This is a genomic window from Bradyrhizobium sp. 956_D2_N1_4, assembly GCF_052076025.1.
Classification (GTDB): Bacteria; Pseudomonadota; Alphaproteobacteria; order Rhizobiales; family Xanthobacteraceae; genus Bradyrhizobium; species Bradyrhizobium barranii.
Genome location: NZ_CP197237.1, coordinates 2,022,263 through 2,047,581, shown reverse-complemented (window position 1 = coordinate 2,047,581; position 25,319 = coordinate 2,022,263). Strand labels below are relative to the sequence as shown.

At 63.0% G+C, this 25,319-nt stretch carries 23 protein-coding genes and 2 pseudogenes; 12 read left to right on the top strand and 13 right to left on the bottom strand.

From position 1 onward, the window contains the following. Nucleotides 1-382 precede the first annotated feature (382 nt). The 8 genes from AB7535_RS09185 to AB7535_RS09150 all read left to right on the top strand — a co-directional run bounded on the left by AB7535_RS09185 (nt 383) and on the right by AB7535_RS09150 (nt 6,183). Complete coding sequence (locus AB7535_RS09185) at nt 383-958, top strand: hypothetical protein (protein WP_085404145.1); 576 nt, start codon at nt 383-385, stop codon at nt 956-958. A gap of 437 nt (nt 959-1,395) precedes the next feature. Then, nucleotides 1,396-2,997, top strand: coding sequence for a sensor histidine kinase (locus tag AB7535_RS09180; protein WP_439037279.1), 1,602 nt, complete (start codon nt 1,396-1,398; stop codon nt 2,995-2,997). Continuing rightward, on the top strand, nt 2,990-3,715 hold the full coding sequence (locus AB7535_RS09175) for a response regulator (RefSeq protein ID WP_085404147.1): 726 nt from the start codon (nt 2,990-2,992) through the stop codon (nt 3,713-3,715). The genes AB7535_RS09180 and AB7535_RS09175 overlap by 8 nt, the downstream gene beginning before the upstream one ends. Beyond that, the gene (locus AB7535_RS09170) at nt 3,715-3,942 is read left to right on the top strand and encodes a hypothetical protein (protein ID WP_144030837.1); all 228 of its coding nucleotides are present in this window, start codon (nt 3,715-3,717) and stop codon (nt 3,940-3,942) included. Before AB7535_RS09175 ends, AB7535_RS09170 begins: the two co-directional genes overlap by 1 nt. Before the next feature lie 135 nt (nt 3,943-4,077). Continuing rightward, entirely contained in the window at nt 4,078-4,200 is a 123-nt protein-coding gene (locus AB7535_RS09165) for a hypothetical protein (RefSeq protein WP_256376419.1), read from the top strand. A gap of 292 nt (nt 4,201-4,492) precedes the next feature. Then, nucleotides 4,493-5,257: an outer membrane protein gene (locus tag AB7535_RS09160; RefSeq protein ID WP_161495917.1), complete on the top strand. Its 765-nt coding sequence runs from the start codon at nt 4,493-4,495 to the stop codon at nt 5,255-5,257. A 129-nt stretch (nt 5,258-5,386) separates the two neighbouring features. Beyond that, complete coding sequence (locus tag AB7535_RS09155; RefSeq protein ID WP_085404149.1) at nt 5,387-5,587, top strand: hypothetical protein; 201 nt, start codon at nt 5,387-5,389, stop codon at nt 5,585-5,587. A 155-nt stretch (nt 5,588-5,742) separates the two neighbouring features. After that, nucleotides 5,743-6,183, top strand: coding sequence for a hypothetical protein (locus AB7535_RS09150; RefSeq protein ID WP_081369286.1), 441 nt, complete (start codon nt 5,743-5,745; stop codon nt 6,181-6,183). 252 nt (nt 6,184-6,435) lie between these two features. On the opposite strand, the pseudogene AB7535_RS09145 reads toward AB7535_RS09150, so the two are convergent. The 7 genes and pseudogenes from AB7535_RS09145 to AB7535_RS09115 form a co-directional block, all read right to left on the bottom strand. Then, nucleotides 6,436-6,585: pseudogene (locus AB7535_RS09145) on the bottom strand (DUF3088 family protein); the annotation flags it as partial. 28 nt (nt 6,586-6,613) lie between these two features. Beyond that, a pseudogene (locus tag AB7535_RS09140) lies at nt 6,614-6,933 on the bottom strand (4Fe-4S binding protein). After that, the gene (locus tag AB7535_RS09135) at nt 6,930-8,558 is read right to left on the bottom strand and encodes an FAD-dependent oxidoreductase (RefSeq protein WP_135215576.1); all 1,629 of its coding nucleotides are present in this window, start codon (nt 8,556-8,558) and stop codon (nt 6,930-6,932) included. Before AB7535_RS09135 ends, AB7535_RS09140 begins: the two are co-directional and overlap by 4 nt. A gap of 24 nt (nt 8,559-8,582) precedes the next feature. Beyond that, nucleotides 8,583-9,365: a MetQ/NlpA family ABC transporter substrate-binding protein gene (locus AB7535_RS09130; RefSeq protein WP_085404151.1), complete on the bottom strand. Its 783-nt coding sequence runs from the start codon at nt 9,363-9,365 to the stop codon at nt 8,583-8,585. A gap of 41 nt (nt 9,366-9,406) precedes the next feature. Continuing rightward, on the bottom strand, nt 9,407-9,652 hold the full coding sequence (locus tag AB7535_RS09125; protein WP_085404152.1) for a hypothetical protein: 246 nt from the start codon (nt 9,650-9,652) through the stop codon (nt 9,407-9,409). A gap of 29 nt (nt 9,653-9,681) precedes the next feature. Then, nucleotides 9,682-10,479 (bottom strand): MetQ/NlpA family ABC transporter substrate-binding protein, encoded by a 798-nt coding sequence (locus AB7535_RS09120; RefSeq protein WP_085404210.1) that lies wholly within the window; start codon nt 10,477-10,479, stop codon nt 9,682-9,684. 35 nt (nt 10,480-10,514) lie between these two features. Next, nucleotides 10,515-11,834 (bottom strand): O-acetylhomoserine aminocarboxypropyltransferase/cysteine synthase family protein, encoded by a 1,320-nt coding sequence (locus AB7535_RS09115; protein WP_439037278.1) that lies wholly within the window; start codon nt 11,832-11,834, stop codon nt 10,515-10,517. 250 nt (nt 11,835-12,084) lie between these two features. On the opposite strand from AB7535_RS09115, the gene AB7535_RS09110 reads away from it, so the two are divergent. Further along, nucleotides 12,085-13,491 carry an LLM class flavin-dependent oxidoreductase gene (locus tag AB7535_RS09110; protein ID WP_085404154.1) on the top strand — a complete coding sequence of 469 codons (1,407 nt, stop codon included), beginning with the start codon at nt 12,085-12,087 and terminating at the stop codon, nt 13,489-13,491. A 12-nt stretch (nt 13,492-13,503) separates the two neighbouring features. Here the strand turns inward: AB7535_RS09110 and AB7535_RS09105 are convergent, their stop codons facing one another. Further along, nucleotides 13,504-14,358, bottom strand: coding sequence for a LysR family transcriptional regulator (locus tag AB7535_RS09105; RefSeq protein ID WP_085404155.1), 855 nt, complete (start codon nt 14,356-14,358; stop codon nt 13,504-13,506). 130 nt (nt 14,359-14,488) lie between these two features. On the opposite strand from AB7535_RS09105, the gene AB7535_RS09100 reads away from it, so the two are divergent. After that, complete coding sequence (locus AB7535_RS09100; protein WP_201266246.1) at nt 14,489-16,162, top strand: MFS transporter; 1,674 nt, start codon at nt 14,489-14,491, stop codon at nt 16,160-16,162. 159 nt (nt 16,163-16,321) lie between these two features. Then, complete coding sequence (locus AB7535_RS09095; RefSeq protein WP_193560906.1) at nt 16,322-17,287, top strand: aliphatic sulfonate ABC transporter substrate-binding protein; 966 nt, start codon at nt 16,322-16,324, stop codon at nt 17,285-17,287. A gap of 8 nt (nt 17,288-17,295) precedes the next feature. Here AB7535_RS09095 and nikE read toward each other — a convergent pair whose 3' ends face one another. Genes nikE through AB7535_RS09075 form a run of 4 tightly spaced genes read right to left on the bottom strand, consistent with a single transcriptional unit; the run spans nt 17,296 to nt 22,441 of the window. Beyond that, nucleotides 17,296-19,005: a nickel ABC transporter ATP-binding protein NikE gene (gene nikE / locus AB7535_RS09090; RefSeq protein WP_439037277.1), complete on the bottom strand. Its 1,710-nt coding sequence runs from the start codon at nt 19,003-19,005 to the stop codon at nt 17,296-17,298. After that, nucleotides 19,002-19,913 (bottom strand): ABC transporter permease, encoded by a 912-nt coding sequence (locus AB7535_RS09085; protein ID WP_094184389.1) that lies wholly within the window; start codon nt 19,911-19,913, stop codon nt 19,002-19,004. Before AB7535_RS09085 ends, nikE begins: the two co-directional genes overlap by 4 nt. Continuing rightward, nucleotides 19,910-20,827 (bottom strand): ABC transporter permease, encoded by a 918-nt coding sequence (locus AB7535_RS09080; protein ID WP_094184390.1) that lies wholly within the window; start codon nt 20,825-20,827, stop codon nt 19,910-19,912. Before AB7535_RS09080 ends, AB7535_RS09085 begins: the two co-directional genes overlap by 4 nt. 3 nt (nt 20,828-20,830) lie before the next feature. Continuing rightward, nucleotides 20,831-22,441 (bottom strand): ABC transporter substrate-binding protein, encoded by a 1,611-nt coding sequence (locus AB7535_RS09075; RefSeq protein WP_193560907.1) that lies wholly within the window; start codon nt 22,439-22,441, stop codon nt 20,831-20,833. 322 nt (nt 22,442-22,763) lie between these two features. On the opposite strand from AB7535_RS09075, the gene AB7535_RS09070 reads away from it, so the two are divergent. Next, a complete protein-coding gene (locus AB7535_RS09070) occupies nt 22,764-24,104 on the top strand; it encodes an LLM class flavin-dependent oxidoreductase (protein WP_085404158.1) in 1,341 nt (446 codons plus the stop codon). Between the two features lie 13 nt (nt 24,105-24,117). Here the strand turns inward: AB7535_RS09070 and AB7535_RS09065 are convergent, their stop codons facing one another. Next, nucleotides 24,118-25,209 carry an LLM class flavin-dependent oxidoreductase gene (locus tag AB7535_RS09065; RefSeq protein WP_085404159.1) on the bottom strand — a complete coding sequence of 364 codons (1,092 nt, stop codon included), beginning with the start codon at nt 25,207-25,209 and terminating at the stop codon, nt 24,118-24,120. Nucleotides 25,210-25,319: the final 110 nt, after the last annotated feature.

Here is a 25,319-nt window from a genome sequence, read left to right as displayed (position 1 = left end):
TCAGGTGCAATCTTTCGTGAGGCAGGCAAAAAAAAGCGATGCGGTTTCCGGCGCGCGTTCGTTAAAATAAAATAGCGCGAGACGCCTCGCGGGCGTCATTTGCATTCGTAAGCATCAGATGCTCACCGCGTTTGCTCAAATCGTCAGCGAAAAAGTGGTCTTTTGCCGTTAGAACGATGATGCAGCGCAAACGTTCACTTCGCGCTGTGTCATTTTCGTCATAGTGCGCGACGCGCTGTGCTCGACTTACTCGCAACCAAGCGCCGTTTGCTTGCCACAGCTATTATTTTGCTACGTATGTGCGCCAGATTGTCGATCGAAGATATATGCCTGGACTCGCTAAGCTCGCCACGTAGGCAAATTTGCTTCGCGAGGTTTGATCATGGAAGCCGTGACTTGTGCAGCGCGCGCCAGCGACAACACAACGGCGGACGGTGTCGCGTTCGACCTCGGCTTCCTGCCGAAGGACCTGACGCGGCAATGTTGCAGCTTGATCGAATCGTATCACGAGGTTCACGGCTTCGCCTCGTTGCCCAATATGCTTTGGCACTTTCGCTTGGGCCCGCTGATCGAACGGCACACTGAGCTTCGCCGAATCCTGCGCCGAGCCTCGACGACCCGCAGCTCGAAGAAGGCCAATGACGGCTTCGTGCAGATCGCGACCACGATTCTCTCCCTGGAGATTCTGGCGAGCAGCTTCGCCGGATGGAGCGCGATCTATCCGGTCGCCGGCGAGACCGCGCGTGACGTCCTGAAACAGAGTGCGCACGGGCCGCATATGCCGCTGATGGACTTCTATCTCTATCCGCCCAAGCAGATCAGCGCCGCGGCGGTCGCGGCCCTTGCGCTGCCTCAGACCCGCTCGGCCGACGAAGCCGGCCTTTACCGGGCATCTAGGCCGGAGCTTCTCGGCGAGAAGCGCGCCCTGCAATATGCGAGCTTGGTCCGGCAGGCATAAGACGCCTCACCGCCACGAATCGCGGCGTTGCCCTGAGGCCCGGTACGATCGTTGAGGGAATCAGAACCCGACTTCGCCTGACGCGGAGTCTGGAGCGAACCTTTTCCGTAGAACTACGGAGGCTGCGGCTATTTCTTTTTTATGTTGAACCACTCCCAACATCATAGATTTTCTACGTCGATCTGGAACATCGTTCCTTCGCCGGGTAGTTGACGACATCGAAGAGTCTGCATCACGACATTGAACGGGTTCTGGTGCGCGCCGTTGGTCGACGCATGCCGATAACCATCGAATTTCCGAACATTGTCCGATCGGGTCTTGTTTGACCATTGATCCGTTGCGGCCGACGCGGCCGGAGCCGGATCTTTCGATGTCGCCGTCGGCAAGGGCATGTACGTACTTTGATTCTTCATCCACCTCTGGGCCGCATGTTTTCGATGACGAGCGTGCGGCAGACCGATTCCAAATTGCCATCCTCGGGGATACCGGCCCTGGATGAGGTCGCGTCGCTGCGTGTCGTCGTGTGGCGCAACGTGATCCCGGTGTTGCTGTCGGTTCTGAGCATCGGACTGGTCACCACCGCGCTGTTCGCACTCAGCACGACCTTGGCGTCAAGCCTGGTCCCGATCGCCTACCTCGTTCCAGTCATGTATGCTGCGACTCGATGGGGCGTCTGGCCGGCAATGACGGCATCGATCACGGGCACGGCAGCCGCGGATTTCTTCTTCTTCGAACCTCTTTACAGCTTTCGCGTCGACAACCCGCAGGAGGCGGTCGATCTCCTGCTGTTCCTGATCGTTGCGCTGGTCAGCAGCAATCTGGCCTCGCGGCTGCGCAAGGAAACGGACACGTTGCGACAGCGCGAGAAGGAGATGCATGCGCTCTATGACTTCTCGCGTCGTCTCGCCTCCTGTTTTACGGTCGCGGACTTGATTTCCGCCATCCGTCAACATTTCGAGGTCGCCTTCGGTCACGCGGCAACTCTGTTCGTGACGACCGCGGACGGGCATTTCGAACCGCCTGAGTCCCGCTTCGCGCCACTTTCAGTGCAGGCAACTGCGGCAGCGATGAATTCCGGAGCGGGTCCAGGGTTGCGGACCATCGTCGACGAGCAGCGCGGCGAGATCTGGCTGCTCAGGGCGATCTCGTCAGATTCCGCTATTCACGGCGTGATCGCGGTCAATATCGGTCTGGGTTCCCAGCCAGCGATTGAACGGCGGACTCGACGGATCCAATCAATCCTCGACGAGACCGCGCTGACGCTGCAGCGCCTCGACATCGGCAAGGTGATGGAGAGCGCGCGATTGCGCCTGCAGGCGCAAATGTTACGCGACGCCTTCCATGGAACACTGTCGCACGAGCTTTGCACGCCGCTCGCGGCGATCCAGGGTTCGGCGAGCGTGCTGGAGACCATTCCAGCCATATGTGGGGACGCGCGCATACAAGCGCTGGTCGAGGCGATCTCTGACGAGGCGAGCCATCTCGACGGCTATATCAGCAACCTGCTCAGCGCGACTCGCGTCGCCGCGGGCGGACTGAGTCCGCGCCGCGAATGGGCGGACCCGAGGGATATCGTCCACGGCGCCATCACGCGCCGCGCGCGACGGCTTTCGGCGCATCGGATAGAGGCAACTTTCGCAGATGATCTTCCGCTGCTCCACGTCGACTCGGGCCTGGTGGAGGAGGCTTGCGGGCAGATCCTGGAGAACGCCGCGAAATACTCGCCGTCCGGTTCGACGATCACCGTGGACGTGCGTTGCGAGCCCCATCGCGTGCACGTCGTCGTGTCCGATCAGGGCGTTGGTATCACCGCCGATGAACAGCAAAAGCTTGGGCAGCGATCCTTTCGAAGCGCGCGACATCAGGCGTCGGTGCCGGGGTCGGGCCTCGGCTTCTGGATCGCCTCGACCTTCATCCAGGCCAATGAGGGCATGATCACGGTTCATAGCCGCGGCCAAGGACAGGGAACAACAGTATCGATCTCCCTGCCCGCGCTCGAGCCATCCACCTCCGAACCGATCACGCTGACAGATGAGTAAGCCCGCAAACGTCGTTCTCCTGATCGACGACGAACCGAAGATCAGGCGCTTCCTCCGCGCCGGCTTCGAGCTCAACAGCTTCGCCGTGCTCGAGGCCGAAAACGCCACCGAGGCGTTGAAGCTCGCGACCTTCAGTTCACCTGACCTCATCGTTCTCGATCTGGCGCTACCCGATCTTCACGGCGCGGAGGTGCTGGAGCGGATCCGCGCGTGGTCCAACGTGCCGATCATCATCCTTTCCGTCGCTGCCGGCGAGGACGAGAAGGTACGTCTGCTCCAGGCCGGCGCCGACGATTACGTCGTCAAGCCGTTCGGCATGGCCGAACTGCTGGCGCGAAGCGAGGCCGCCTTGCGGCGGTACTTCAAGTCGGCGACGGAAAATCCGGTCGTGGTCGCAGGCCCGCTGTCTGTCGATCTCGTGACCCGTACGGTCTCGCTGAACAACAACCTGGTTCGCCTGACGCGCAAGGAATATCGGCTGCTGCACGTTCTCGCCATGCATGTCGGCCTCGTCGTCACCCACGATCAGCTCCTGAAGGATATCTGGAACGGCAATCAGCGCGACAACATCCAGTACCTTCGGATCCTCGTGCGCAAGCTTCGCCAGAAGATCGAGGCCGACCCCAACCAGCCACGTCTCCTGGTGACCGAGTCGGGTGTCGGCTATCGCCTTCAGAACCGTCTGGACGCCGCGCCGGTGGCGGCACGGGTGAGTTGATGCTTCGCCCTTCTCCAAGACGATCCTTTTACGTCGTCGTGTCCTGGTCCGGCGATGCATGTAAGGATTGGTCCTGGGAAATCCGGCGCAAGCGCAAGCCGATGGGCATCAGGCTTCGTGAAGCCGGGTTTCGCTCGCACCGGGCCGCACACGAGGCCGGACGCATCGCGCTCGAAGATTTCCTCAACGGACTGGTCATCGAGCGCGCCTCGCGATCCGCGCTCTGACCAGGGCTGACCCATACCTTGCGCCGTCCGCGAGTGCTGGCATGCCTGCGCACGACGCGCAGAACACCCATCGTATAAAAATAATATATTTCCATCCCCGAACCGCGTAGCTTGCCCAACAAAAGGGCGAGTGCCGTGGACTTCCTCATTCAAACATTTAGCGTTTTTGGCATTGACGCCCAGTACTGGATGCTTGCGGGCGCGGCCGTTGTCGCAATCTTCATCATCTTCGCCTGGCGAACGCGCGACAGGGATTGACGGGATTGCGCACCGGACCACCGGCACAAACACAGTGATACAATCTCAGGCGACCTTCGACGTATCGCGCGGCCATGTCCGGCGTCTCAATTTACCGAAACCACTCCGCGAGTCCGGAAGCTATTTTTCCTTAATTCTTTTCGGCATTTTGCGATGTCGCGAGCGTACAACGCGCGCGCAAAAAGCGACCTCCGCGCGCTCAAGCAGCCCTTTCGGCATCGCGGAATCCGTGCGCTGTCCCTAACATCATCTCCGAAGGTGAATTGGCCTCATGGCCATGCAGGGGGCTCGAATGTACGGACGATTGAAATCTCTTGTTGTCGCAAGTGTGCTGATCGGGCTCGGCGCGGCGAGCGCCGCAGTCGCTGCCGATCTGCCGTTGAAGGCGCGGCCAATGGCTGCCGCTCCGCTCTACAACTGGACCGGCTGCTACCTCGGCGCCAATGTCGGTGGCGGCTGGACACGGCTGAATACGGCCCGCGCGCTCGACGTCGGCGGCGTGGCTGCACCGAACGACTACGGCCGCGAGAAGGACAGCGGCGTGATCGGCGGCGGCCAGGTCGGTTGCGATTTCCAGACCGGCAATCTGGTGTTCGGCGTCGGCGGCAGCTTCGATTTCGGCAATATCAAGGGCAGCCACGCCTTGACCGACTTCCCCGCCTTCTCCGAAGCGAACAACCTGAAAGAGATCTACACCGCGACCGGCCGCATCGGCTATCTCTGGACGCCGCAATTCCTCGGCTATCTCAAGGGCGGTGCGGCCTTCATTCGGGAACGCAACCAGGTCTTTGCGCCTGGCGGCGCGCTGATCGAGTCCGCAAGCTTCATGCAGCCCGGCATGACCATCGGTATCGGCGCCGAATGGATGTTCGCGCCGAACTGGTCGGTCTTCGCCGAGTATAACTACATGTGGTTCCTCGACGACAGCGCGCGGGCGTTCACACTGGCCGGCGGCGGCGCGGGTGAAGTCATCAACGTCCAGCAGCGTGCCTCGACCGCGCTGGTCGGCCTAAACTACAAATTCCATTGGGATGCCCCTGTCGTCGCCAAATACTGAAGTCTCTCGGCAAACCTCCAACCCCTTGAGCCCCGATACGTCCGGGGCTCCTTTTTTGAGCGAGGCTCCGGTTCAGGCCAGCCCTCCATTGTCCGATCTGTGCAACGCCACCAGGGATGGGGAAGTCTCATGGATTTGCGCTCTTGGCTTCTCATCCTGGTGACGGCCGCCGTCGCGCACGTCATTCTTCATGCCTTGGATCGCCAGATCGACGCCGGCATCCATCGCCTGTCGGAGGCAACGATCAACCATCCTGGTGCAGGCAGCAGGGCGGAGCCCGACATGAGATCGGTGACGGCACGAAGCGCCTACATGCGCAACGAACGTTGAACGCACCTCAACCTCGTCCCGATCCTATGCCGTTCCTATGAGATAAGCCTGCCTGTCCCCTCGAAATCATACTGGCCGCGAACGATATTGGTCGCGCCATTCAGGGCAAACTCTCGTTCCAGTGCGCCCGCGCACCTACTGTAAGGAGTATCTTCGTGCTCCACCCCGCTCCCTTCACCGATCGCGACCAGGTGGTCGAGACCATGATCTCGCTCACCCATCTGTCGAATCTCAATCGCGCGATCGTCGCGGGCCGTGGTAGCGCCGAACTCTATCAGGCGCTGCGCCAGCGCGGCTTCACCCGAATTGGACTGCCCTCCATCTTCTTGCGCAAGCCGGCCTTTTCCGTCGGCCTCATCACCGTGCAAGACATGTTCAGTGAGTTCGAGATGGCGCTGTCCCAGATCGCACCATCTCTCGGCACGACCGCTGCAATCGCGGTGCTGATCAAGTCGAACGAGGCGGGCTTCGCGCTCAAGGTCCGCAAGAAGCTCGAACAGCTCGGCTTCCGAATCGAGGCCGGGGTCAGATGCCGTCAGGGCTTCGTGATGTCCGCCTACCGGCAGGATTCTGCCCAGATGAAACGGGCGGCCTGAAACGCGGAGCTGCGGCTGATTCCGTCTATATGAGTTTCCTATGCGGCGGCGCCGCAGGCGCTCTCGCTTTCCTACGTCCCGCACGTCATCATGCCGCTGCAGGCACGTTGCGGCGAACGATCGCGATGTTTTGGGAGCTTCATGACGTCGCCCTACTACCTCGCCATGGCCGCCTTGTTGGGCCTGGTGACAACGTCCTCCTCCCTGATCGGCGCCGCGATCGGACTTCACGCCCCCTTTTCAAAGCGTCCCCAGGCGCCGCACCTCAATCTGTATTGCCAGCCCTGGAAACGACGCCAGCAACCCCTCAATCGCATTGCAGTGCGAGCAGACGAAGAAGCGGCCCGGCTGCTCCGGATCCTCAAATCCGGGCTTCAACAGGAACAGGCGATCTCCAGTCATGTCCTATCTCCCGAAGTCGATGTAAGCTTCAATGGCCGAACAGCCGGTAGCTCCGATCCGCATCGCGCAAGTGCCGGCTCTCATTGGTCCAGCCTACTGCACGCCGATAGCTGCCGAGCACTGCGGCTTCCTTCAACGCGGCGACGTCGACCTGTTGCGGCGCGTCGGCGAATGGCGAGACGAACAGCGCATCCTCGGGGCAGTAGAGCTCGCACAGGAAGCAGGTTTGGCAATCGCTCTGCGCGCGATCCTAGGGATGTCGTCGGTCTTGTCGAAGACATTGGTGGGGCACACGTTGACGCAGATGTCGCACGCCGTGCAGCGCTCGACATCGATGACCTCGATCATTCCGCGGCCTCCGCGTACTGAGAGGAACGCAGCGGGCGCGCCGAGGTCCAGACGTCGTCGAGCCCTCCGGTCGTCACGTAGTGGCGATAGCGGTCGTCCTGCTCGGGATAGTCGTCGCGGCGATGCATACCCCGGCTCTCCTGACGCGCCAGCGCGCTCCGATACATCCAGCGCGCCGTTGCGAGCATGGCCGTGGCCTCACGTGCGCGAAGCAGATCCTGCTCGTCTGACGCGCCGGCATTCGATGCCTCAGACCAGAAGCCGTCCAGACGCCATAACGCCTCGCTGAGGCGCCCGGCTTCGCGGAAATAGTTCAGCTCGTACGGAAACACCTCGTTCTGAACGTTCCGGGCGAGCTTGTCAGCCTGAAGCGGTCGCCCGCTGCCGGAGCGAAGCGCAACGCTGCCGCGCCGAAATGCCTGACGCCCGCTTGTGCTGCCCAGTTGATGCGCGAATTCGGCGGCGCCCTGACCGGCCCAATACCCCGACGACATTGCCCAGGCCGCATTGTGGCTACCGCCCCCGGTGAAACCACCGCAGATCAGCTCGCGGGTTGCCGCGTCGCCCGCAGCGTAGAGACCTGGAACGGTAGTCGCGCAGCTGTCGTCAACGATCCGCAGGCCCCCCGTGCCGCGGACGGTCCCCTCGAGGCGAAGCGTGATCGGAAAACGCTGCGTGAACGGATCGAGGCCGGTCCGGTCGAACGGCAGGAAGAAGTTCGGCTGAGATACCCTCATATGCCGCTGGGTCTCGGCGTCGGCCTCGTCGAGCCGGGCGTACACCGGGCCCTTGCGCAACGCCCGAGCAATAATCGACCGGCCGCCCTTGGATGACGCCCCCGGGATCACACTGCCTTCCTCGTCGGTGAAGTTTGCCCAGCTGTAGAACAGGGTCTTGGTCACGGAGCCGAATGCCGGCGAGATAGCATAGGCGTTGGAGAACTCCATGCTGGTGAATTCCGCGCCGGCCTCGGCCGCCAGGAGATAGCCATCGCCGGTCAGAACGTTCGAGCCCAACGTCTTGCTAAGGAACGCGCATCCGCCGGTGGCGATCACCACAGCCTTCGCATTGACCACCCAACGGTCGCCTTTCTGCCGTCGCAGGCCTGCGGTGCCGGCCACCACGCCGTTCTCGTCCACCAAAAGCTCGAGCGCTGGCGAGTGATCCAGAATGGTGACGCCGGCTTGCTTCGTTCGCTTGCGCATCAGCCGCATGTATTCCGGACCCTGGAGCGAATTCCGCTGCGGCTTGCCGTCGTCGTCCGAAGGATAAGGATAGCCCCAGTCGGCGAGCTGGTTGCTCTGGGCGTAGGTCCGGTCCAGCACGCGCGCCATCCAGCGACGGTCCTGGAGGTGGCCACCGAGTTTCTCACGGCTGGCCATCGCGGCCTCGCGGCGTTCCGGAGCGGGGTCGACGTACCAGACACCGGTGCCGGCCGCCGCGGTCGCGCCTGAGGTGCCGCAAAACCCCTTATCCGTCAGCACGACGCGCGCACCACGCTCGGCGGCGCTTATTGCGGCCCATGTGCCCGCGGGACCGCCACCGAGCACCAGCACATCCGCATCGAACACGACGGATCCTGCCGAACTCGATAGCTTCTCGGCACGGCCAGGTGGGTTTGTCATCGCTCGTCTCCGGATTGAATCTGTTCAGAACGCGGGTATCTGACCCGGCAGTTTGTCCTTGATGGTCTGGCGGACCGTATCGTTCTGATAGGCACGCACCAGCTTCGCGACCCAGGGCGCATCCTTGTCCTTCTCGCGAACGGCGATGAAGTTGTTGTAGGGATTGTTGACCGAGGATTCGATTGCGATGGAGTCCTTGCCGGGAATGAGGCCGGCGGGGACGGCGTAATTGGTGTTGATGACCGCAGCATCGACGTCGTCCAGGCTGCGCGGCAGTTGGGCGGCGTCGATTTCACGGATCCTGAGCTTCTTTGGATTTGCGGCCACATCGAGCGCGGTCGGCAGGATCCCCACGCCGTCCTTGAGCTCGATCAGCTTTTCGGCCTGAAGTAGCCGCAGGGCCCGGCCACCGTTCGACGGATCGTTGGGGATGCCGATCGACGCCCCCTCCTTGATCTCGGCAACCGACTTCGCCTTGCGGGAATAGAGCCCGATCGGTGCGACGATCGTCTCTCCGACGGCGACGATCTTGTATCCCCTGGTCTTGATCTGGTTGTCGAGGAACGGCTTGTGCTGGAAGGCATTCGCATCGAGATCGCCGACATCCAGCACGGCATTGGGCAACAGATAATCGTTGAAGACGACGACCTGCACATCGAGGCCGTCCTTGGCCGCGATCTCCTTCACCTTCGCCCAGATGATTTCGGCATCGCCGCCCGATATCCCGACCTTGATCTTCTGATCCGCGGAGGCCGGCGCGGTGAATAGTGCAAAGGCGGCCATCACGAGCAACAAGCGACGTCTCATGGTCTACGATCTCCTTATCGAGCGATAATCTGTTCCGACGTCTAGCCGACGCGGGCAACCAGGACGTCCGCCGTGGCATCCGCGAACTCAGACGACATGTCGTTGAAGAGAGCAAGCTCCTGAACCGTCGCAGCACGCGGACGATGGCTCGAACCGTTGGAGCCTTGAAGGAAGAAACGATCCAGAGCCTGCACAAACCCCGGCGAGCCTGCAATCTCCGATGCGTGCCTCTCGCTTCCCGCCACGAAGGCAAAGCTCATCTGATTGACGTCGACGACATAGATCATGGTGCAGTTTCCCAACGGACGGCGCCCTCCTAGCTGCTGAACCCCGCCGGGATGAAGGCCGGGATCTTCTCTTCGATGAACTGCTTCACTTCCGGCGAGTTGAACACCTGGATAAATGCCTTCAGGCGCGGATCGTCCTTCTTGTCGGGCCGGGCCGTGAAGCGCAGCACGAGCCCGTCATCAACGGTGCGGTCGATGATGAGCGCAGATTTGGGATCCCCGCCGGCCGGAATGAGGTAGGTGATGTTGACGAGCGCCAATGTTACGTCGTCGAGCGACCGATAGGTTTGGGCGGGGTCGAGCTCGACGATCTTGAGGTTCTTTGGATTCTCGATGATGTCGAACTTGCTGACCGAGAAGCCCTTACCGGGCGCCAGCTTGATCAGCTCGGCCCGCTCGAGCAGGATCAGCCCGCGTGCGCCGTTGAGCGGCTCGTTCGGAATGGCGACGCTGTCGCCGGACTTGATGTCGTCGAGCTTCTTGATCTTCTTCGAGAACAGGCCGACCGGCGCAATGACGCCGACCTTGTCGACCTGCACAAGGTTGAAGCCGCGTTGCCTATTCTGAAGCGCGAGATAGGTTGCATGCTGGAACAGATTGGCGTCGACATCGCCGCTGTTCACGACCTCGTTCAATGCCACCCAGTCCGACAGCTCGACGATCTTGACGTCCTGCCCTTTCTCCTTGGCCAGCTTGGCGGCAAAGGACGCCAATTGCCCAACCGGGCCGGCGCTGGTCGCGATCTTCAGCGGCTCGCCGGCGAAGGCGGCCGCCGTGAGAGCAAGCCAGAGACCTGCGGCCTGGGCGGTGCGACGAAGAATTTTCATGATCTCAAGTCCCATTACGATTCAGATGATGTGCCTTACGCAGCCTTGCGCGCCCCAACGTCGGCCTGTGCGAGCGCCTGACCGAGATCCGCCAAGATGTCGTCGGGATGCTCGATCCCCACCGACAGGCGTACGTAGCCGGGCGTGACCCCGGCGGCGAGCTGCTCGGCTGCGGTCAGTTGCTGATGCGTCGTCGATGCAGGATGAATGGCTAACGACCTGGCATCGCCGATATTGGCGACGTGATAGAACAGCTTGAGCGCGTCGACGAAGCGACGGCCGGCCTCGACGCCCCCTTTCAGCTCGAAGCCGACCAGCCCGCCATAGCCGCCCTTCAGATAGGCGTCCGCCCTGCGCCGGTTCTCTCCGTTTTGCAGACCGGGGAAGATCACGTTCGAGACCGAGGCGTGCTTGGCGAGGAAGTTCGCGACCTTCACCGCATTCTCGTTGTGCTGGCGGATGCGCAGCGGCAGGGTTTCGAGGCCCTGGATGAACTGGAAGGCATTCTGCGGCGCGATCGATGCGCCGAGGTCGCGCAGCAGCTTGACGCGGGCTCGCAAGATGTAGGCGATCGGGCCAAGCGGCTTCGCGGCCTCAGTCCAGATCGCGCCGTGGTAGGCCTCGTCGGGCGTGTTCAGAAGCGGAAAGCGATCGGCATGCGCGGCCCAGTCGAAGTTGCCGCCGTCGACGATGGCGCCACCGATCGCGGTGCCGTGGCCTCCGATATACTTCGTGGTCGAATAGACCACCACCGCAGCGCCATGCTCAAACGGGCGTGCGATCAGCGGCGACGCCGTGTTGTCGAGGATCAGCGGCACGCCAAGCGAGCGGCCAATGTCCGCGACCTCCTTGATCGGGAATACGTGCAGCTTGGGATTCGGAAGCGTCTCGCCGAAATAGACGCGCGTCTTGGCGTCGGTCGCGCGACGGAAGTTTTCGGGATCGGCGGGATCGACAAAGCGCACTTCGATGCCGAACTGCTTCAGGGTCCGCGATAGCAGTGTCCAGGTGCCGCCGTAGAGATCGGTCGAGGACACGATATTGTCGCCGGCCTGGGCAATGTTGAAGATCGCGAAGGCGGAAGCCGTCTGTCCAGAGGCAACTGCGAGGGCGGCCGCCCCGCCCTCGAGTGCAGCAAGCCGATCCTCAAAGGCCTGCTGGGTAGGATTGCCGATACGGGTGTAGATCGGTCCGAGCTGCTCGAGTGCGAACAGGCGCGAGGCGTGATCGGCGTTCTCGAACTGGAACGACGTGGTCTGATAGATCGGAACCGCGACCGCGCCGGTGGCGGGGTCGGAGCGGTAGGATCCGCCATGCAACGCCAGCGTCTCGAAGTTCCGGGTCTCCAAGGTCATCTGCAATTCCCTTTCGATCTCGAGAGCGCGCCATGCGCGGCAAGCCGTGCTTGTCGACGAAAATGATGCGGTCGGATTCTGCTGCTGTCGAGCGTGTCTGAAAAATAGCGATGCGCGTGCTGCGTCATTGCAGCTTCGCAACGCGTTTGTTCCCGGTCTTTCGCTGAATTGGAAACAAACTCGCTCGCGCAAAATGTTAAAAATGCTCACGCGAAGAGATGTTCTTTGCAATTGGCGATTGGGCCCGACCATGACGAGACCGCGCGAGCTGCGCTTTAACGCTTTCAACATGACTGCGCCCAGCCACAATTGGGCGGGCCTGTGGTCTCATCCGCGCGATGCGTCCATCGACTACAACACGCTCGATTATTGGGTCGACTACGCCAGGACCGCGGAACGCGGACTGCTCGATGGCATCTTCCTGGCAGATGTGTTCGGCGTTTACGACGTCTATGGCGGCACGGCCGATACCGCCGCCCTGCATGCGGTGCAGCTTCCGAACGCGGATCCGACGCTGCTCGTATCCGCCATGGCGCTCGTCACCAGCCATCTCGGCTTCGGCATCACATCGAACCTGACCTTCGAGCATCCCTATCAACTCGCACGTACGTTTTCGACGCTCGACCATCTCACCAAGGGCAGGATCGGTTGGAACATCGTCACGGGTTATCTCGACAGCGGCGCGCGTGGGATGGGCCTTCCGGCTGGCCGCGCCCATGACGAGCGCTATGACGCGGCCGAGGACTTTCTGACCGCGGCTTACAAGCTATGGGAGGGAAGCTGGGAGGACGATGCGGTTCGCCGCGACCGCGGCAGCCGCGTCTTCACGGATCCCGCTAAGCTCCACCGGGTTCTGCATGATGGTCGCTACTTCAAGGTTGACGGCATCCATCTCGCCGAGCCCTCGCCGCAGCGAACGCCGTTGCTGTATCAGGCCGGCACCTCGAAGCGCGGCCGCGCCTTCGCCGCCCGGCACTCGGAAGCGATCTTTCTCAACGGTCAGACCAAGCCAATCCTCGCACGCGCTGTCCGCGAGATTCGAGAAGCGGCCAAGACCTATGGCCGCGATCCCTACGACATCCGCCTGTTTGCCGGCGCGACCGTGATCGTGGCGCCGACGCGGTCCGAGGCGAATGATCTGCTCGAGGACTACGCACGGCATGTCGATCAAACCGGCCAGCTCGCCTTGTTGTCGGGCTGGACCGGCATCGACTTCTCGACCTACCGGCCCGACCAGCCGATCGAATATGTCGAGAGCAACGCCATCCAGTCGATGGTCGAGAATTTCACGGTCCGGAGCGACCGGCCGGTCAATGTCGGCGACCTCGCCAGATTGAGCCGCGCCGGCGCCCGCTCGCCCTTCGTGGTCGGCTCGCCGCAGGACGTCGCCGACGAGCTGATCGCTTGGGCTGACGAGACCGACGTCGACGGGTTCAACCTGTTCCGCCTGGTCGCGCCGGAGTCGCTGAACGCCTTCGTCGACCTCGTGGTGCCGGAGCTGCAATCGCGCGGCGTCTACAAGACCGCATATCGCGACGGCGCGCTACGCGAAAAGCTGTTCCCGGGACGCGGCCCGCGGTTGCACACGACACATCCCGGCGCGAGCTTCCGGCGCGCGCCTTCGACGACTGCGCTCCAATCCGACGCCGCCGAATAGCAAGGACGGAGCTCACGCCTGCGTGCGATGCTCGCGGAACGCGGCTGCCAGCGCCCCCAAGGCGGCCCGTGACCGCCGATCGGTCAAGGACGAATGAAGCACGATCTCGGACGGCGGCAGCTTGGGAAGCCCAAGCTTCTCGCCGATGTCGATCGTGCCACTCGGCGCGATCCGATACGACAGCGGCGCGATGGCGAGCCCCGCCACGACGGCGGCGTGAACCGCCGAAGAGCCGCCTCCCAGGAACACCTCGATCCATTTGATGCCGACCGCATCCAGCGCCTGCGTGGCTACGTTGCGCACGCCGCAGGTCGGAGCCAGCGCAGCCAGACGTAAGGGCTCTCCCGGCCTGTGCTCGAACCCCTGCGCCGCAAACCAGCCGAAGCGCTCACGCGCCAGCGTCTCGCCATCACGACGATCGTCCTCGCGCTGGACGATGGCCGCATCGAGCCGTCCCTGGTCGAACAGGTCGAGGAGGTTGCGCGAATTGTCGAGCTGGACCTCGATGGTCAAATTTGGATCGTGCGCGTGGAGACGTGACAGCAGGGCTGGGACTTCCGGCCCGGCGACATGCGCAGCGATACCAAGTCCGAAGTGACGCGGAGACGCATTGAGCCCCGCGATCGCGCGTTCGTGAGCAACGATCAGCTCCCGCGCGCCCTGCAGAAAGGCCGTCCCTTGCGCAGACAGCCGGACCGATCGCGGTGTCCGCTCGAGCAACCGATGCCCGATGCGATCCTCGAGCCGCTTCAGCTTGACGCTGATCGCGCCCTGCGTCGTCCCCAAAGCCTTGGCGGCACGCGTGAAGCTGTGAAGGTCGGCCACCATCACAAAGGCTCTGACGGCATCGACATCGAGCGAGAGCATTCCATCATCCGGCTTTGTTGTCTCTGAAATCTATATCGATCGGATTTTGTTGTGGTCAAGGGCCCCCTATGTTCGCTCAGCCTGAAGCGGGCCTAAGCGCACGGGACACCAATCCCTCCCGGAGCGAGCGATGGCGCATGCGTGCTGGCAATCGACACCATGTTTGGAGGTCACGGCCTTGACGGTCTTATCATCACGACGAAACACGATCGCCCTTGCCGCAGCCTGCCTCGCGTCCCTCATGTTCGGCCTGGAGATATCCAGCGTACCGACGATCCTGCCGACGCTCGAGACGGTGCTGCACGCCAGCTTCCAGCAGCTGCAATGGATCATGAATGCCTACACGATCGCGGTCACGACGGTGCTGATGGCAACCGGCACGCTGGCAGATCGCTATGGCAGAAAGCTTGTATTCGTGGTCAGCATCGCCGTGTTCGGCCTCGCCTCCCTGATCTGCGGTCTGGCGGAAGACGCGCTCCTCCTCATCGTCAGCCGCTTCCTCCAGGGCATGAGCGGTGGTGCGATGCTGATCTGTCAGGTCGCGGTTCTCTCCCATCAATTCCGGGAAGGCCCCGAGCGCGCCCGCGCCTTCGCCGCCTGGGGGATCATCTTCGGCATCGGTCTTGGTTTCGGACCGATCATCGGCGCGACGATCGTCGCGGTCTCCGGCTGGCAGTGGGTGTTCCTGATCCACGCATTCATCGCAATCGTCACGATCGCGCTCGCCGTGACCGGCGTGCGGGAGTCGCGCGATCCCGAGGCAAAGCACCTCGACATCGCAGGCATTGCGACGCTCTCGACGTCGGTGTTCTGCGTCGCCTTCTATATCACGGAAGGCCCCGACTTCGGCTTCACTGGCCCAACCGGCCTTACGGTCGCCGCGACGGCCGTTCTGAGCTTCATCGCCTTCGTGTTGGCGGAGTTGCATAGCGCCCGCCCGATGTTCGACTTCTCCGTGTTCCGGATACGCGCCTTTTCGGGCGCGCTGCTCGGATCGGCCGGCATGAATTTCAGCTTCTGGCCCTTCATGATCTACCTACCGATCTTCTATCGCAGCGCCCTTGGTTACGACAACGTCGCAGCTGGCCTTGCGCTTCTCACCTACACGCTTCCGACGCTTGTGATTCCGCCGCTCGGCGAACGGATATTGCTGAGGTTCGGCGGCGGCATCGCCATTCCGGTCGGCCTGTTCGTCATCGGACTTGGCTTCATGCTGATGTGGGCCGGTAGCGGCGTTGAGCATGTTACCTGGTTGACACTGGCACCAGGATGTCTGCTTGCGGGCGCTGGCCTTGCCCTCACCAACACACCGGTGACCAACGTCACGACGGGAGCGGTGTCGAGCACGCGAGCCGGCATGGCATCGGGCATCGACATGAGCGCCCGCATGATCGCGCTCGCCATCAACATCGCCTTGATGGGCTTCATCCTGATCGCCGGCATTTCCTCCCGGCTGAGCAGCGCGCTTCCCGGTGCGCTCGATGCCAGCCATCTGCAACACCTTGCGGAGCGGATCGCCGGCGGCACCGCAGGCATGTCCGACTTCCCCGAGCTGAGCCTCCTGCCGGCAGCGGAAACTGCCGTGCAAGATGCGCTGATCCACGGCTTCAGGCTGATGATGCTCTATGGCGGACTGTCCGTCTGGATCATGGCGCTGGTAAGCTTCGCGATTTCCGGCGAGAGCTATGCCGCACGGAAGCGCTCCGCGCAGAACAGCGATGAGCCAAGCTGTGTTCCCCGCTCATCGCCCTGCTCGGATGCGTCCAGGCAGTGCGCTACGACAACATCCTTTCCGCGCCGATAACTCCATTCTCAATTCCGAACGCACGAGAGAATGTTCGTTCCCTTCTGCGCCCGACTGCGAAATTGCCACGCGGACCCGTTTGCCGGCAAAGTGAGCCGTCCAGTCTCCCCAAACAGAGGTCGAGACGGCAAGGCAGTTTCGTTGAACAGGATACCCGAAATGCATCATCTCACGTTCCGCCTGCGAGCCCTTGCCGCGGTTGCGCTCGGCTTCTTGGCCGTGGCGTCCGTTCAGCCCGCGAGATCCGATGAGATCCGCATCGGCTATCAAAAGTCCTCGACACTAACGGCGATCCTGAAGACCAACGGGGGGCTGGAGAAGGCGCTGGCTCCGCTCGGCGTCACCATCTCCTGGCACGAATTCACCAGCGGCCTGCCGCTGCTGGAAGCCATCAACATCGGCAGCATCGACTTCGGCGCCGACGTCGCCGACACCGTGCCGATCTTCGCGCAAGCCGCGGGCGCCAAGCTCGCCTATGTCGCGGAGGAAGCAGCCTCGCCGGCGGCGCAGGCGATCGTCGTTCCACAGTCTTCAACTATCAAGACCATTGCTGAGCTCAAGGGCAAGAAGATCGCCGTCACCAAGGGTGCCGGCAGCCACTATCTGCTGCTTGCGGCGCTGGCGAAATCCGGGCTCAACTTCAAGGACATCACGCCCGCTTATCTGACACCCGCCGACGGCCGCGCTGCGTTCGTTAGCAACAACGTCGATGCCTGGGTGGCCTGGGATCCGTTCCTGACCAGCGCCTTGCACCAGACGAAGGGCAGCATCCTGACGGACGGTAGCAACGGTCTCGCGAGCTACAAGCGCTACTATCTCGCCTCGGCCGCTTATGCGGACAAGCATGCCGAAGTCCTCGACGTGATCTTCGCCAAGCTCTCGGTGACCGGCAAATGGGTGAAGGCGCAGCCGAAAGACGCGGCCACGTTGCTGGCGGGCCTCTGGGGGATTGACGCGGCGACCGTCGAAGAGGCCAACAGCCACCGCTCCTATCAGGTGGGCGCGGTGACCGGCCCGGGCCTGTCCGAGCAGCAGCGCATTGCGGACGCGTTCCACGCCGAGGGCCTGATCCCCGTGAAGATCGATACCACGGCGATCAAGATCTGGGCGCCGAAGGGGTCCTGACTTCCGGCTTAGGCCGCGCTCAAGCCACGCTGGATGTCCGGCACGGATGCCAGCAGGCTCTTTGTGTAGGCGTGCTGCGGTTGCCTGAGCACGGCCTCGGCGCCACCCTGCTCGACGATGCGGCCGTTCTGGAAGACGAGCACGCGGTCGCACAGATGCTCGATGACGCCGAGATCATGCGAGATGAACAGCAGCGCCGTTCCGAGCCGCGACTGCAGCTCGGCCAGGAGGTCAAGCACTTGGGCCTGGATGCAGATGTCGAGCGCCGAGACCGGCTCGTCGCAGACGATGATGGCGGGTTCAGCCGCTAGCGCCCGCGCGATCGACACCCGCTGACGCTGGCCGCCGGACAATGATCGCGGCACCCGATCGAGATGATCGACACTCAGGCCGACCAGTTCGAGCAGCGACACGATCCGGTCCAGGCGCGCGATGCGGCCATCGGCGCCCGGAAGATTTTCCGCAATGATGTCCCTGACGCGGTAGCGCGGATCGAAGCTGCTAAGTGCGTCCTGCGGGATGTATTGCAGCTTGCGACGAAGCCGGCGGCGCCCGGCTTCCGCGACCGAGGACCAGGGCTCTCCGAGCAATGTTACCTCACCGTCATCCGGGTGAAGCAGCCCGAGCACGATCTTGGCACAGGTGGATTTTCCCGAGCCGGATTCGCCGACGATGCCGACGACCTCGGCGGCCCTGACATCGAAGCTGATGTCCTGCAGGACCACCGACTTCGCCCGCCCGGCGGCTTTCGGCGCAATGAAATTCTTCGAGATCTCCTTGACTTCGAGCACGACCTCGCCTGCCGCCTGTCGCTGCGGCAAGGGCTCCCGCACGATGGAGACCGCCGTCGCGTCGCTCGCACCGGGCTCGAACCTCGCCGACGCGAGCCTGGACCCGCGCGACCGCCCCGACGGAATCGCCGCGATCAACTGCCGCGTATAGGGATGGCGCGGATGGGTAAGGACATCGCGAGTCGACCCACTGTCGACCACCCGGCCGTCGCGCATCACGATGACACGGTCGGCGATGCCGGCGACCACCGCGAGATCGTGACTGATGAGCAGGAGACCCGCCCCCTCCCGGATTCGCTCCGCCAAGACCTGGAGCACCTGCGCCTGGACGGTGACGTCGAGCGAGGTCGTCGGCTCGTCCGCGATAATGAGATCGGGATCAGCCGCGATCGCCGACGCGATCAGCGCGCGCTGGCGCAGGCCACCGGACAATTGATGCGCATATTGCAGAGCACGATCAGCGGGGTTGGGAATGCCGACCTTGCCGAGCGTCTGCAGCGTCCGATCCCGGATAGCGCCTGCATCGGTCAGAATGCGATGGCTCGAAATGACCTCGGCAACCTCCTGGCCGATCGTGCGCAAGGGATCGAGCGAGACCAGGGCATCCTGCATGACGAGCCCGGTCACGGTCCCGCGCAGCTTGCGCCAGTCGGCTTCGCCGAAGCTGCGAGCGTCACGTCCCTTGATCTCGAACCGGTGCGCGGCGGTCCTCGCACCGTCGCCGGCGAGATTGAGCAGGCTTCGCGCGGTGATGCTCTTGCCCGAGCCGGATTCACCGACCAGGGCAACGCATTCGCCGGGCCTGATCGTCAGATCGAAATCAACAACGATCGGCTTGCCACCATTGGCGCCGGCAAAGCCGATGCTCAGTCCCTGCACCTCGACGACCGGCGCTGCCCGATCTATCTGCGAACCTACGCTGCTCATGCAAGCCGCCCTTCAAATCTCTGCTGTAGGTGATTGCCGATCACGCTGAAGGCGATCACCGTCGCGGTGATGGCGAGGCCCGGGAAGACTCCAGGCCACCAGGCGACGCGCAGCACATCCCGGCTCTCCGCCAGCATCACGCCCCATTCCGGCGTCGGCGGCTGCGGTCCGAGCCCGAGGAAGCTCAGGCCGGATACGATCAGGATCGTCGAGCCGATATAGACGGTGGCGATGATCGGGATGGCAACAAGGACGTTGGGCAGGACGTGCCGGATGAACACTTGCCAGCGGCTCAACCCGTAGATCGCGGCCTGCGTCACGTAATCGGCATCACGTATCAGCTGAGTCTGCGCCCGCACCACGCGACCAAATTTCGGGATGCCGGCGATGCCGACCGCGATGGCGATGTTGAGCATGCCTTGGCCGAGGAAGGTCACGATCAGCATGGCGAGCAGCACGCCGGGAAATGACGACAGCATATCGAACAGGCGCGACACGGCCTCATCCAGAATGCGATTGCGCTGGCCCGCGATGATGCCGAGGACAATGCCTGCTCCGAGTCCGACCGCAACACCGCCGAACCCGATCAGGAGCGAGTAGCGCGTGCCGAAGACGGTCCGCGCGAAGACGTCGCGGCCGAGCCGATCGGTCCCGAACAGATGCGCCCAGCCCGGCGGCTTCAGGCCCTCGCTGAAATCGCCGACGAGCGGATCGAAGTGCGTGAACAGCGAAGGCGCGATCGACGCCGCGATCAGGAGCGCGACGAAGACGAAGGACAGGACGAGCCCGAACGGCAGACGGCGCCGAACAGCGATTGCAGCCAGATGTGACGCCTCGAAGCCAACGAGGTCTTGCGGGGCCTCGAGCGGTACGGCCGTGTCGAAGGAGCGATGCGACGGCGCGGTCATTGGGCCCTCAATCTCGGGTCGATCAGCACATAGAGGATGTCGAGCAGCGTGGACGCGGCAACGTGGATGAAGGCTGCGAGCAGCACGACGGTGAGCACGACCGGTACGTCGTGGGTCAGCACCGCGCCCAACGTTACCGTGCCGAGGCCTGGCCGGCCGAACACCTTCTCGGTGATGACCGCACCGCCGAGCAGACCGCCGATCAGCCAACCGCCTAGCGTCACCGCCGGCAAAAGAGCGTGCCGCAACACGTGACGCCAGCGAATGACGAGTTCGCCGACGCCGCGCGACCGCACGGTCGTCACGAAGGGCTGGTCGAGCGTCTTCTCCATGGCTTCACGCAGAACCTGCGTCAGCAGGCCGGCGGTCGGCAATGCCAGGGTGATCGCCGGCAGCACGAGGGAATTCCACCCCTCCGCGCCCGATACTGGAAACCAGCGCAGATTGAACGAGAATGCCATCAGCAGGAGGATGCCGAGCCAGAAGACGGGCGTCGAGGCGAACACCAGTTCGACGAACGAGGCCAGCTCGCGCGAGAACCGCCCTCGCCCCGCAGTCAGCAGCGCGATGAAGCCGGCAATCAAGATCGCAAGCACGCCGGCCGTGAGCGCAAGCTCGACGGTCGGCAGAAGCTGCGATCCGACGACCTCGATCACCGGCTGGCGCAGCACATAGGACGTGCCGAAATCGCCGCGGAGGATGCGCGACAAGAACTCGACGTATTGCTCGGGCAACGAGCGATCGAGGCCCCATTCGGCTGCGATCGCCTCACGGAGGCCGGGATATTCGACGTCACCGGCGAGGATGTCCTGAATGCGGCCGGGCAGCGCATGCAACGCGAGAAACGTTGCTGTCACGCTCGCCCAGGCCACCACCAGGCTGGTGAACAGCCTGGAGACGATGCGGGACCACATGGCCTACTTCTTCGCGATCCAGAAATCGTAGGCGCTGGACGGCGAGTCGAGGCCGGCCTCGAAGCCCAGACCGTTGACGTTGCTCTTCGCCGCCAGGAACCAGCTCGGCGCGAACAACGGCACGATGAAGGCCTGGTCCACACCCCGCTTCTGAATCGCGTCGGTGAGCTGCCGCTTGCGGACAGGATCGGTCGTCCGCAACGACTCGTCGATCTGGCTCGTGATCTCCTGGTCTGGATTGGGAATGTTGGAATAGAGGAAGCCCTTCGATCCCAGCATGTCCCAGAGCTCGCGGGCAGGATCGGACGGATTGTCCGTATTGGGATAGATCACCCAGGTGCCGTTGGCGTTGTTCTTGGCGTATTCGCCCGCCGTGATCAGGCGCAGGTTGAGATCGAGGCCGACATTCTTGCGCAACGCCGCCTGGACGCCCTGGATAAGGATGTCGCGATTGTCGCGCACATAGGGCTGCGGATAGCCGACCTCGATCGAGAGGCGCTTGCCGTCCTTGGTGCGGAAGCCTTCGGAATCGCGGCCAGTCCAGCCGGCTTCGTCGAGCAGCTTGTTGGCGCCAGCAATGTCGTTGCCCCAGGAACCGACCAGTGCCTTGTTATAGGCGGGATTGGCCGGGCCGATGATCGACCAGGCGCGCGGCACGGTGCCGAGATAGACCTGCTTCACGATCGGCTCCAGATCGAAACCGTCGCGCAGCGCGCGGCGCACGCGAACATCGTCCGCCGGCGGGCGCGTGTAGTTGATGTTGAAGGTGAAGGACGTGCTGGCGCCGGACGGGCCGGTCAGCAGCTTGAAGCCCGGCTGCTCCGCGAACAGCGGCGCATCGGTCGGCTGCACGCCCTCGATCAGATCCACCTGCCCCGAGGTCAATGCGCCCGTGCGAACGGCATATTCGGGGAGGAAGCGGAAAGTGACGCGGTCCAGATGAGCAGGTCCGTTATGCGCGGCATTGCCAGGCGCCCAGTTATAGGCCGCGTTGCGCGCGAACACCGCGGACTGGCCGCGCGTGTAGCTCTCGAACACGAACGGTCCCGTGCCGGCCAACCCGCGTCCACCTCCGCAGAGATCACCCTTCGCCAGCGATTTCGGCGAGATCAGGCCGAGCTTCACATTCGAGGTCGACTCCAGGAAACTCGAATCCGGCGTCGACAACACCAGTTTGACCACATAGGGCGAGACCACTTCGGCACGATCGTAGGCCTGGAGCAGCGAGACCGCGGTGACCGCGTTCTCGGGCTTCTTGACGAAATCGTAGTTGGCCTTGACCGCTGCAGCGTCGAACTTCTCCCCGTCGTGGAAGACGACGTCTTCCCTCAGTCTGTATGTGTATTCCTTGCCGTCGGTCGAAATCGACCACTCGGTCGCAAGCCAGGGTGCGAACGTGCCATCCGCCTTCTTCGCGATCAGCGAGTCGATGTAATTGCGGGCCACGAAGAACGCGGCCTGCTGTGACGAATAATGCGGATCGAAGCATGATGGCTCGGTCGTCACGCCCCACCGCAACGCGCCTCCGGAAACCGGCTTGTCTTCGGCATACGCTACATTCGACGCAAGCAAGGCAATCGCCACGCCGCTCACCAGCAAATTATTCTTCTTCATCCGCGTCACTCGCAATCGTTTCTGCTGCTGCCCCTGCAATCGGCGCATCGAACATCATCAATTGAAGGATGACGTTCGTTTACGCTTCATCCGATCTGCACGAGGCGTTATCTCTTGTTGCATCGCGATGTAATTCGTCGTCGCGCGCAAACGCAACATGCAAACGGTCGCGACCGCGGCTGCACATGAAGTTTGAAAAATTATTCGAGCACTCACGCCGACGGTGGATGAAATCGACGACGTCGAACGCCAATCCGACAATTCGATGCTGCGCGATCGTTGCGTATCGTGACCCGACAACCAGCTGACCTTTGGAATCCCCATGTCGCCACGCCAATTGCACCTGAACGTCAACCTGCTTCACTCCGGCGTATATCCGTCAGCCTGGCGACTGCCCGACAGCGATCCACGCGCCTTCTTCGATCTCGGTCATTATGTGCGCGTGGCTCAGATTGCCGAGCGCGGCAAGTTTGACGCAATCTTTCTGGCGGACTCGCCAGCCGTGAACGACCGCATCGACTGCCGGTCGTTCACGTCGATGGAGCCAACCATCGTGCTGGCAACAGTTGCCGCAACGACCAGGCACGTCGGTCTGATTGGAACGGTGTCGACGACCTACAACGAGCCCTACAACATCGCACGCCGTTTCGTGACGCTCGATCACGCCAGCGGCGGCCGCTCGGGATGGAACGCGGTCACCACGGCAGATGCCGCTTCAGGCCGCAATTTCGGTCTGTCGTCGGTGACGGAACACAAGGCCCGCTACGAGCGCGCCAAGGAGTTCACGGAAGTCGTCCACGCATTGTTCGACAGCTGGGAGGACGACGCCTTTGTGGGCGACAAGGCGAGCGCGCGATTTGTTGATACGTCGAAAGTGCACCCGATCGCGCACCGCGGCCCGCATTACTCGGTGGCCGGACCTCTGAACGTCCCACGCTCGCCGCAGGGGCGACCGGTCACGGTGCAGGCGGGTGGCTCGAATGACGGGCGCGATTTCGCGGCAGCTTATGCAGAAGCCGTATTCACGCTGGCGCAAAGCATCGAGGAAGGCGTCGCGTATGCGCGCGATCTGCGCGCACGCGCCGCGTCCTATCGTCGTTCCGGCGATTCCATCGTCATTCTGCCCGGGCTCGCCACCGTCATCGGCAGCACCGAGGCCGAAGCCAAGCGGCGACAGGACGAGCTCTGGGAACTGGTGCCGATCGAATACAGCCTGGCGCGGTTGGCCGGCACGCTTCAGATCGACCCTACCCTCCTCGAGCTCGACAAGCCCCTGCCGGATCCCCTGCCGCTTCCGGTCAATGCCAACCACACCATGTTCCAAGGCACCGTGAATATCGCACGGCGTGGCAATCTCACAGTCCGACAGCTGATCCGCGCGCTCGGAGGCGGCGTCGGACATCGCATCATCGTCGGCACGCCGGAGCAGATCGCCGACGACATCGAGGCTTGGTTCAAGGCGGGTGCCGCCGACGGTTTCAACCTCATGCCAGACGTACTGCCGTCCGGTCTGGAGACCTTCGTCGATACCGTCGTGCCCATCCTACAGAGTCGCGGGCTGTTCCGCACCGAGTACGCCGGCTCGACGCTGCGCGATCATTTTGGCCTGCAGCGACCAGTGAGCCGATATGCGAAGCGGTCGCCGGAGGTCGCATCAGCCTAGCTGTCCCGACTATCTATCCCAGAGATCGAGCCCGCCCGTCGGCGGGCTTGGCCGATCGCCTGGCCCGCACGCGCGGAATTACCTCGAGTGCAAATCGCCGCATCTCGGCCTCGAACGGCTGGAATTGCAGCATGAAGAGCTCGATGCCGGCCGCATGGAACGCCTCGATGCGCTCCGCCACCTCGTCATAGCTCCCGACCAGCCCCGCGGCAGTACCGCCATTGCTGCCAACGCGCGGGGTCTTCTGCATGGTCTGCATCATCACGACCTTGGGGTCGGTGTTCTGCTTCAGGATCGCCTTCATCGGCGCGTCCTTCGCGGCGAGGCTCAGCAACCGCTCATGGGCGGCTTGCGCCTGCTCCCTGGTTTCGCGGGCGACGACGAAGGCCGACAGACCAAAACGCAGCGGCGGCGTGTCACCGCGCGGACGTGCCGCGACATCGGCGATCAGGCCGGCGACATCCTCCAGCGGTTGGCCATTGATGAACCAGACGTCGCCATGGCCGGCGACCAGATCGCGCGCCGGCTCCGACTCGCCGCCGACATAAATGGCCGGCCGCTTGCGGTACAAGCTGGTCGGACGCAGCGCATAGTCGGTGACGTTGAAATGCTCGCCCGCATAATTGAGGCGCTCGCCTTCCATGAGGCGCGAGACGACCGATATCCACTCGCGGCCGTAGGCGTAGCGTGCATCGTGTTCCGGGAAGCCGATCCCCGCCTTCTCCAGTTCCGGGCGGTTCCAGGCATTGACGAGATTGAGCGCGAACCGGCCACGGCTGATGTTCTCGATCCCCAGCGCCAGCTTCGCTAGCACCACGGGGTGATAGAGATAGGGCTTGATCGCGGCGATGATCTCGATGCGCTTAGTCAGCGCCGCGATCGCTGCCGCGGCGCTCCAGGCCTCGAGCTGATCGAGGTCCTCCTGATGCGGATTGATCGTGTGCTGCGCGATCAGCGTGGAATCGTAGCCGAGCTCTTCGGCTGCGAGAATGAGATCGCGATTGCGCTCCCAGGATGCATCATAGGGCTCTTCCGGATCCTGATGCGCCGCGCGCGGCCCGTGCACCAGGGCCCAGATGCCGAAGCGAAGAGGTGCAGTCGCCATCGTGCTCTCCTGTGACTTTCTCTCGTCAAGTTCTCGATCGTCGCCTGTTCTCGCCAAGGCCTGACGCAAGATCAAGCACATCCGCCTCAAAAGATTTTCTTTGTCGCGCA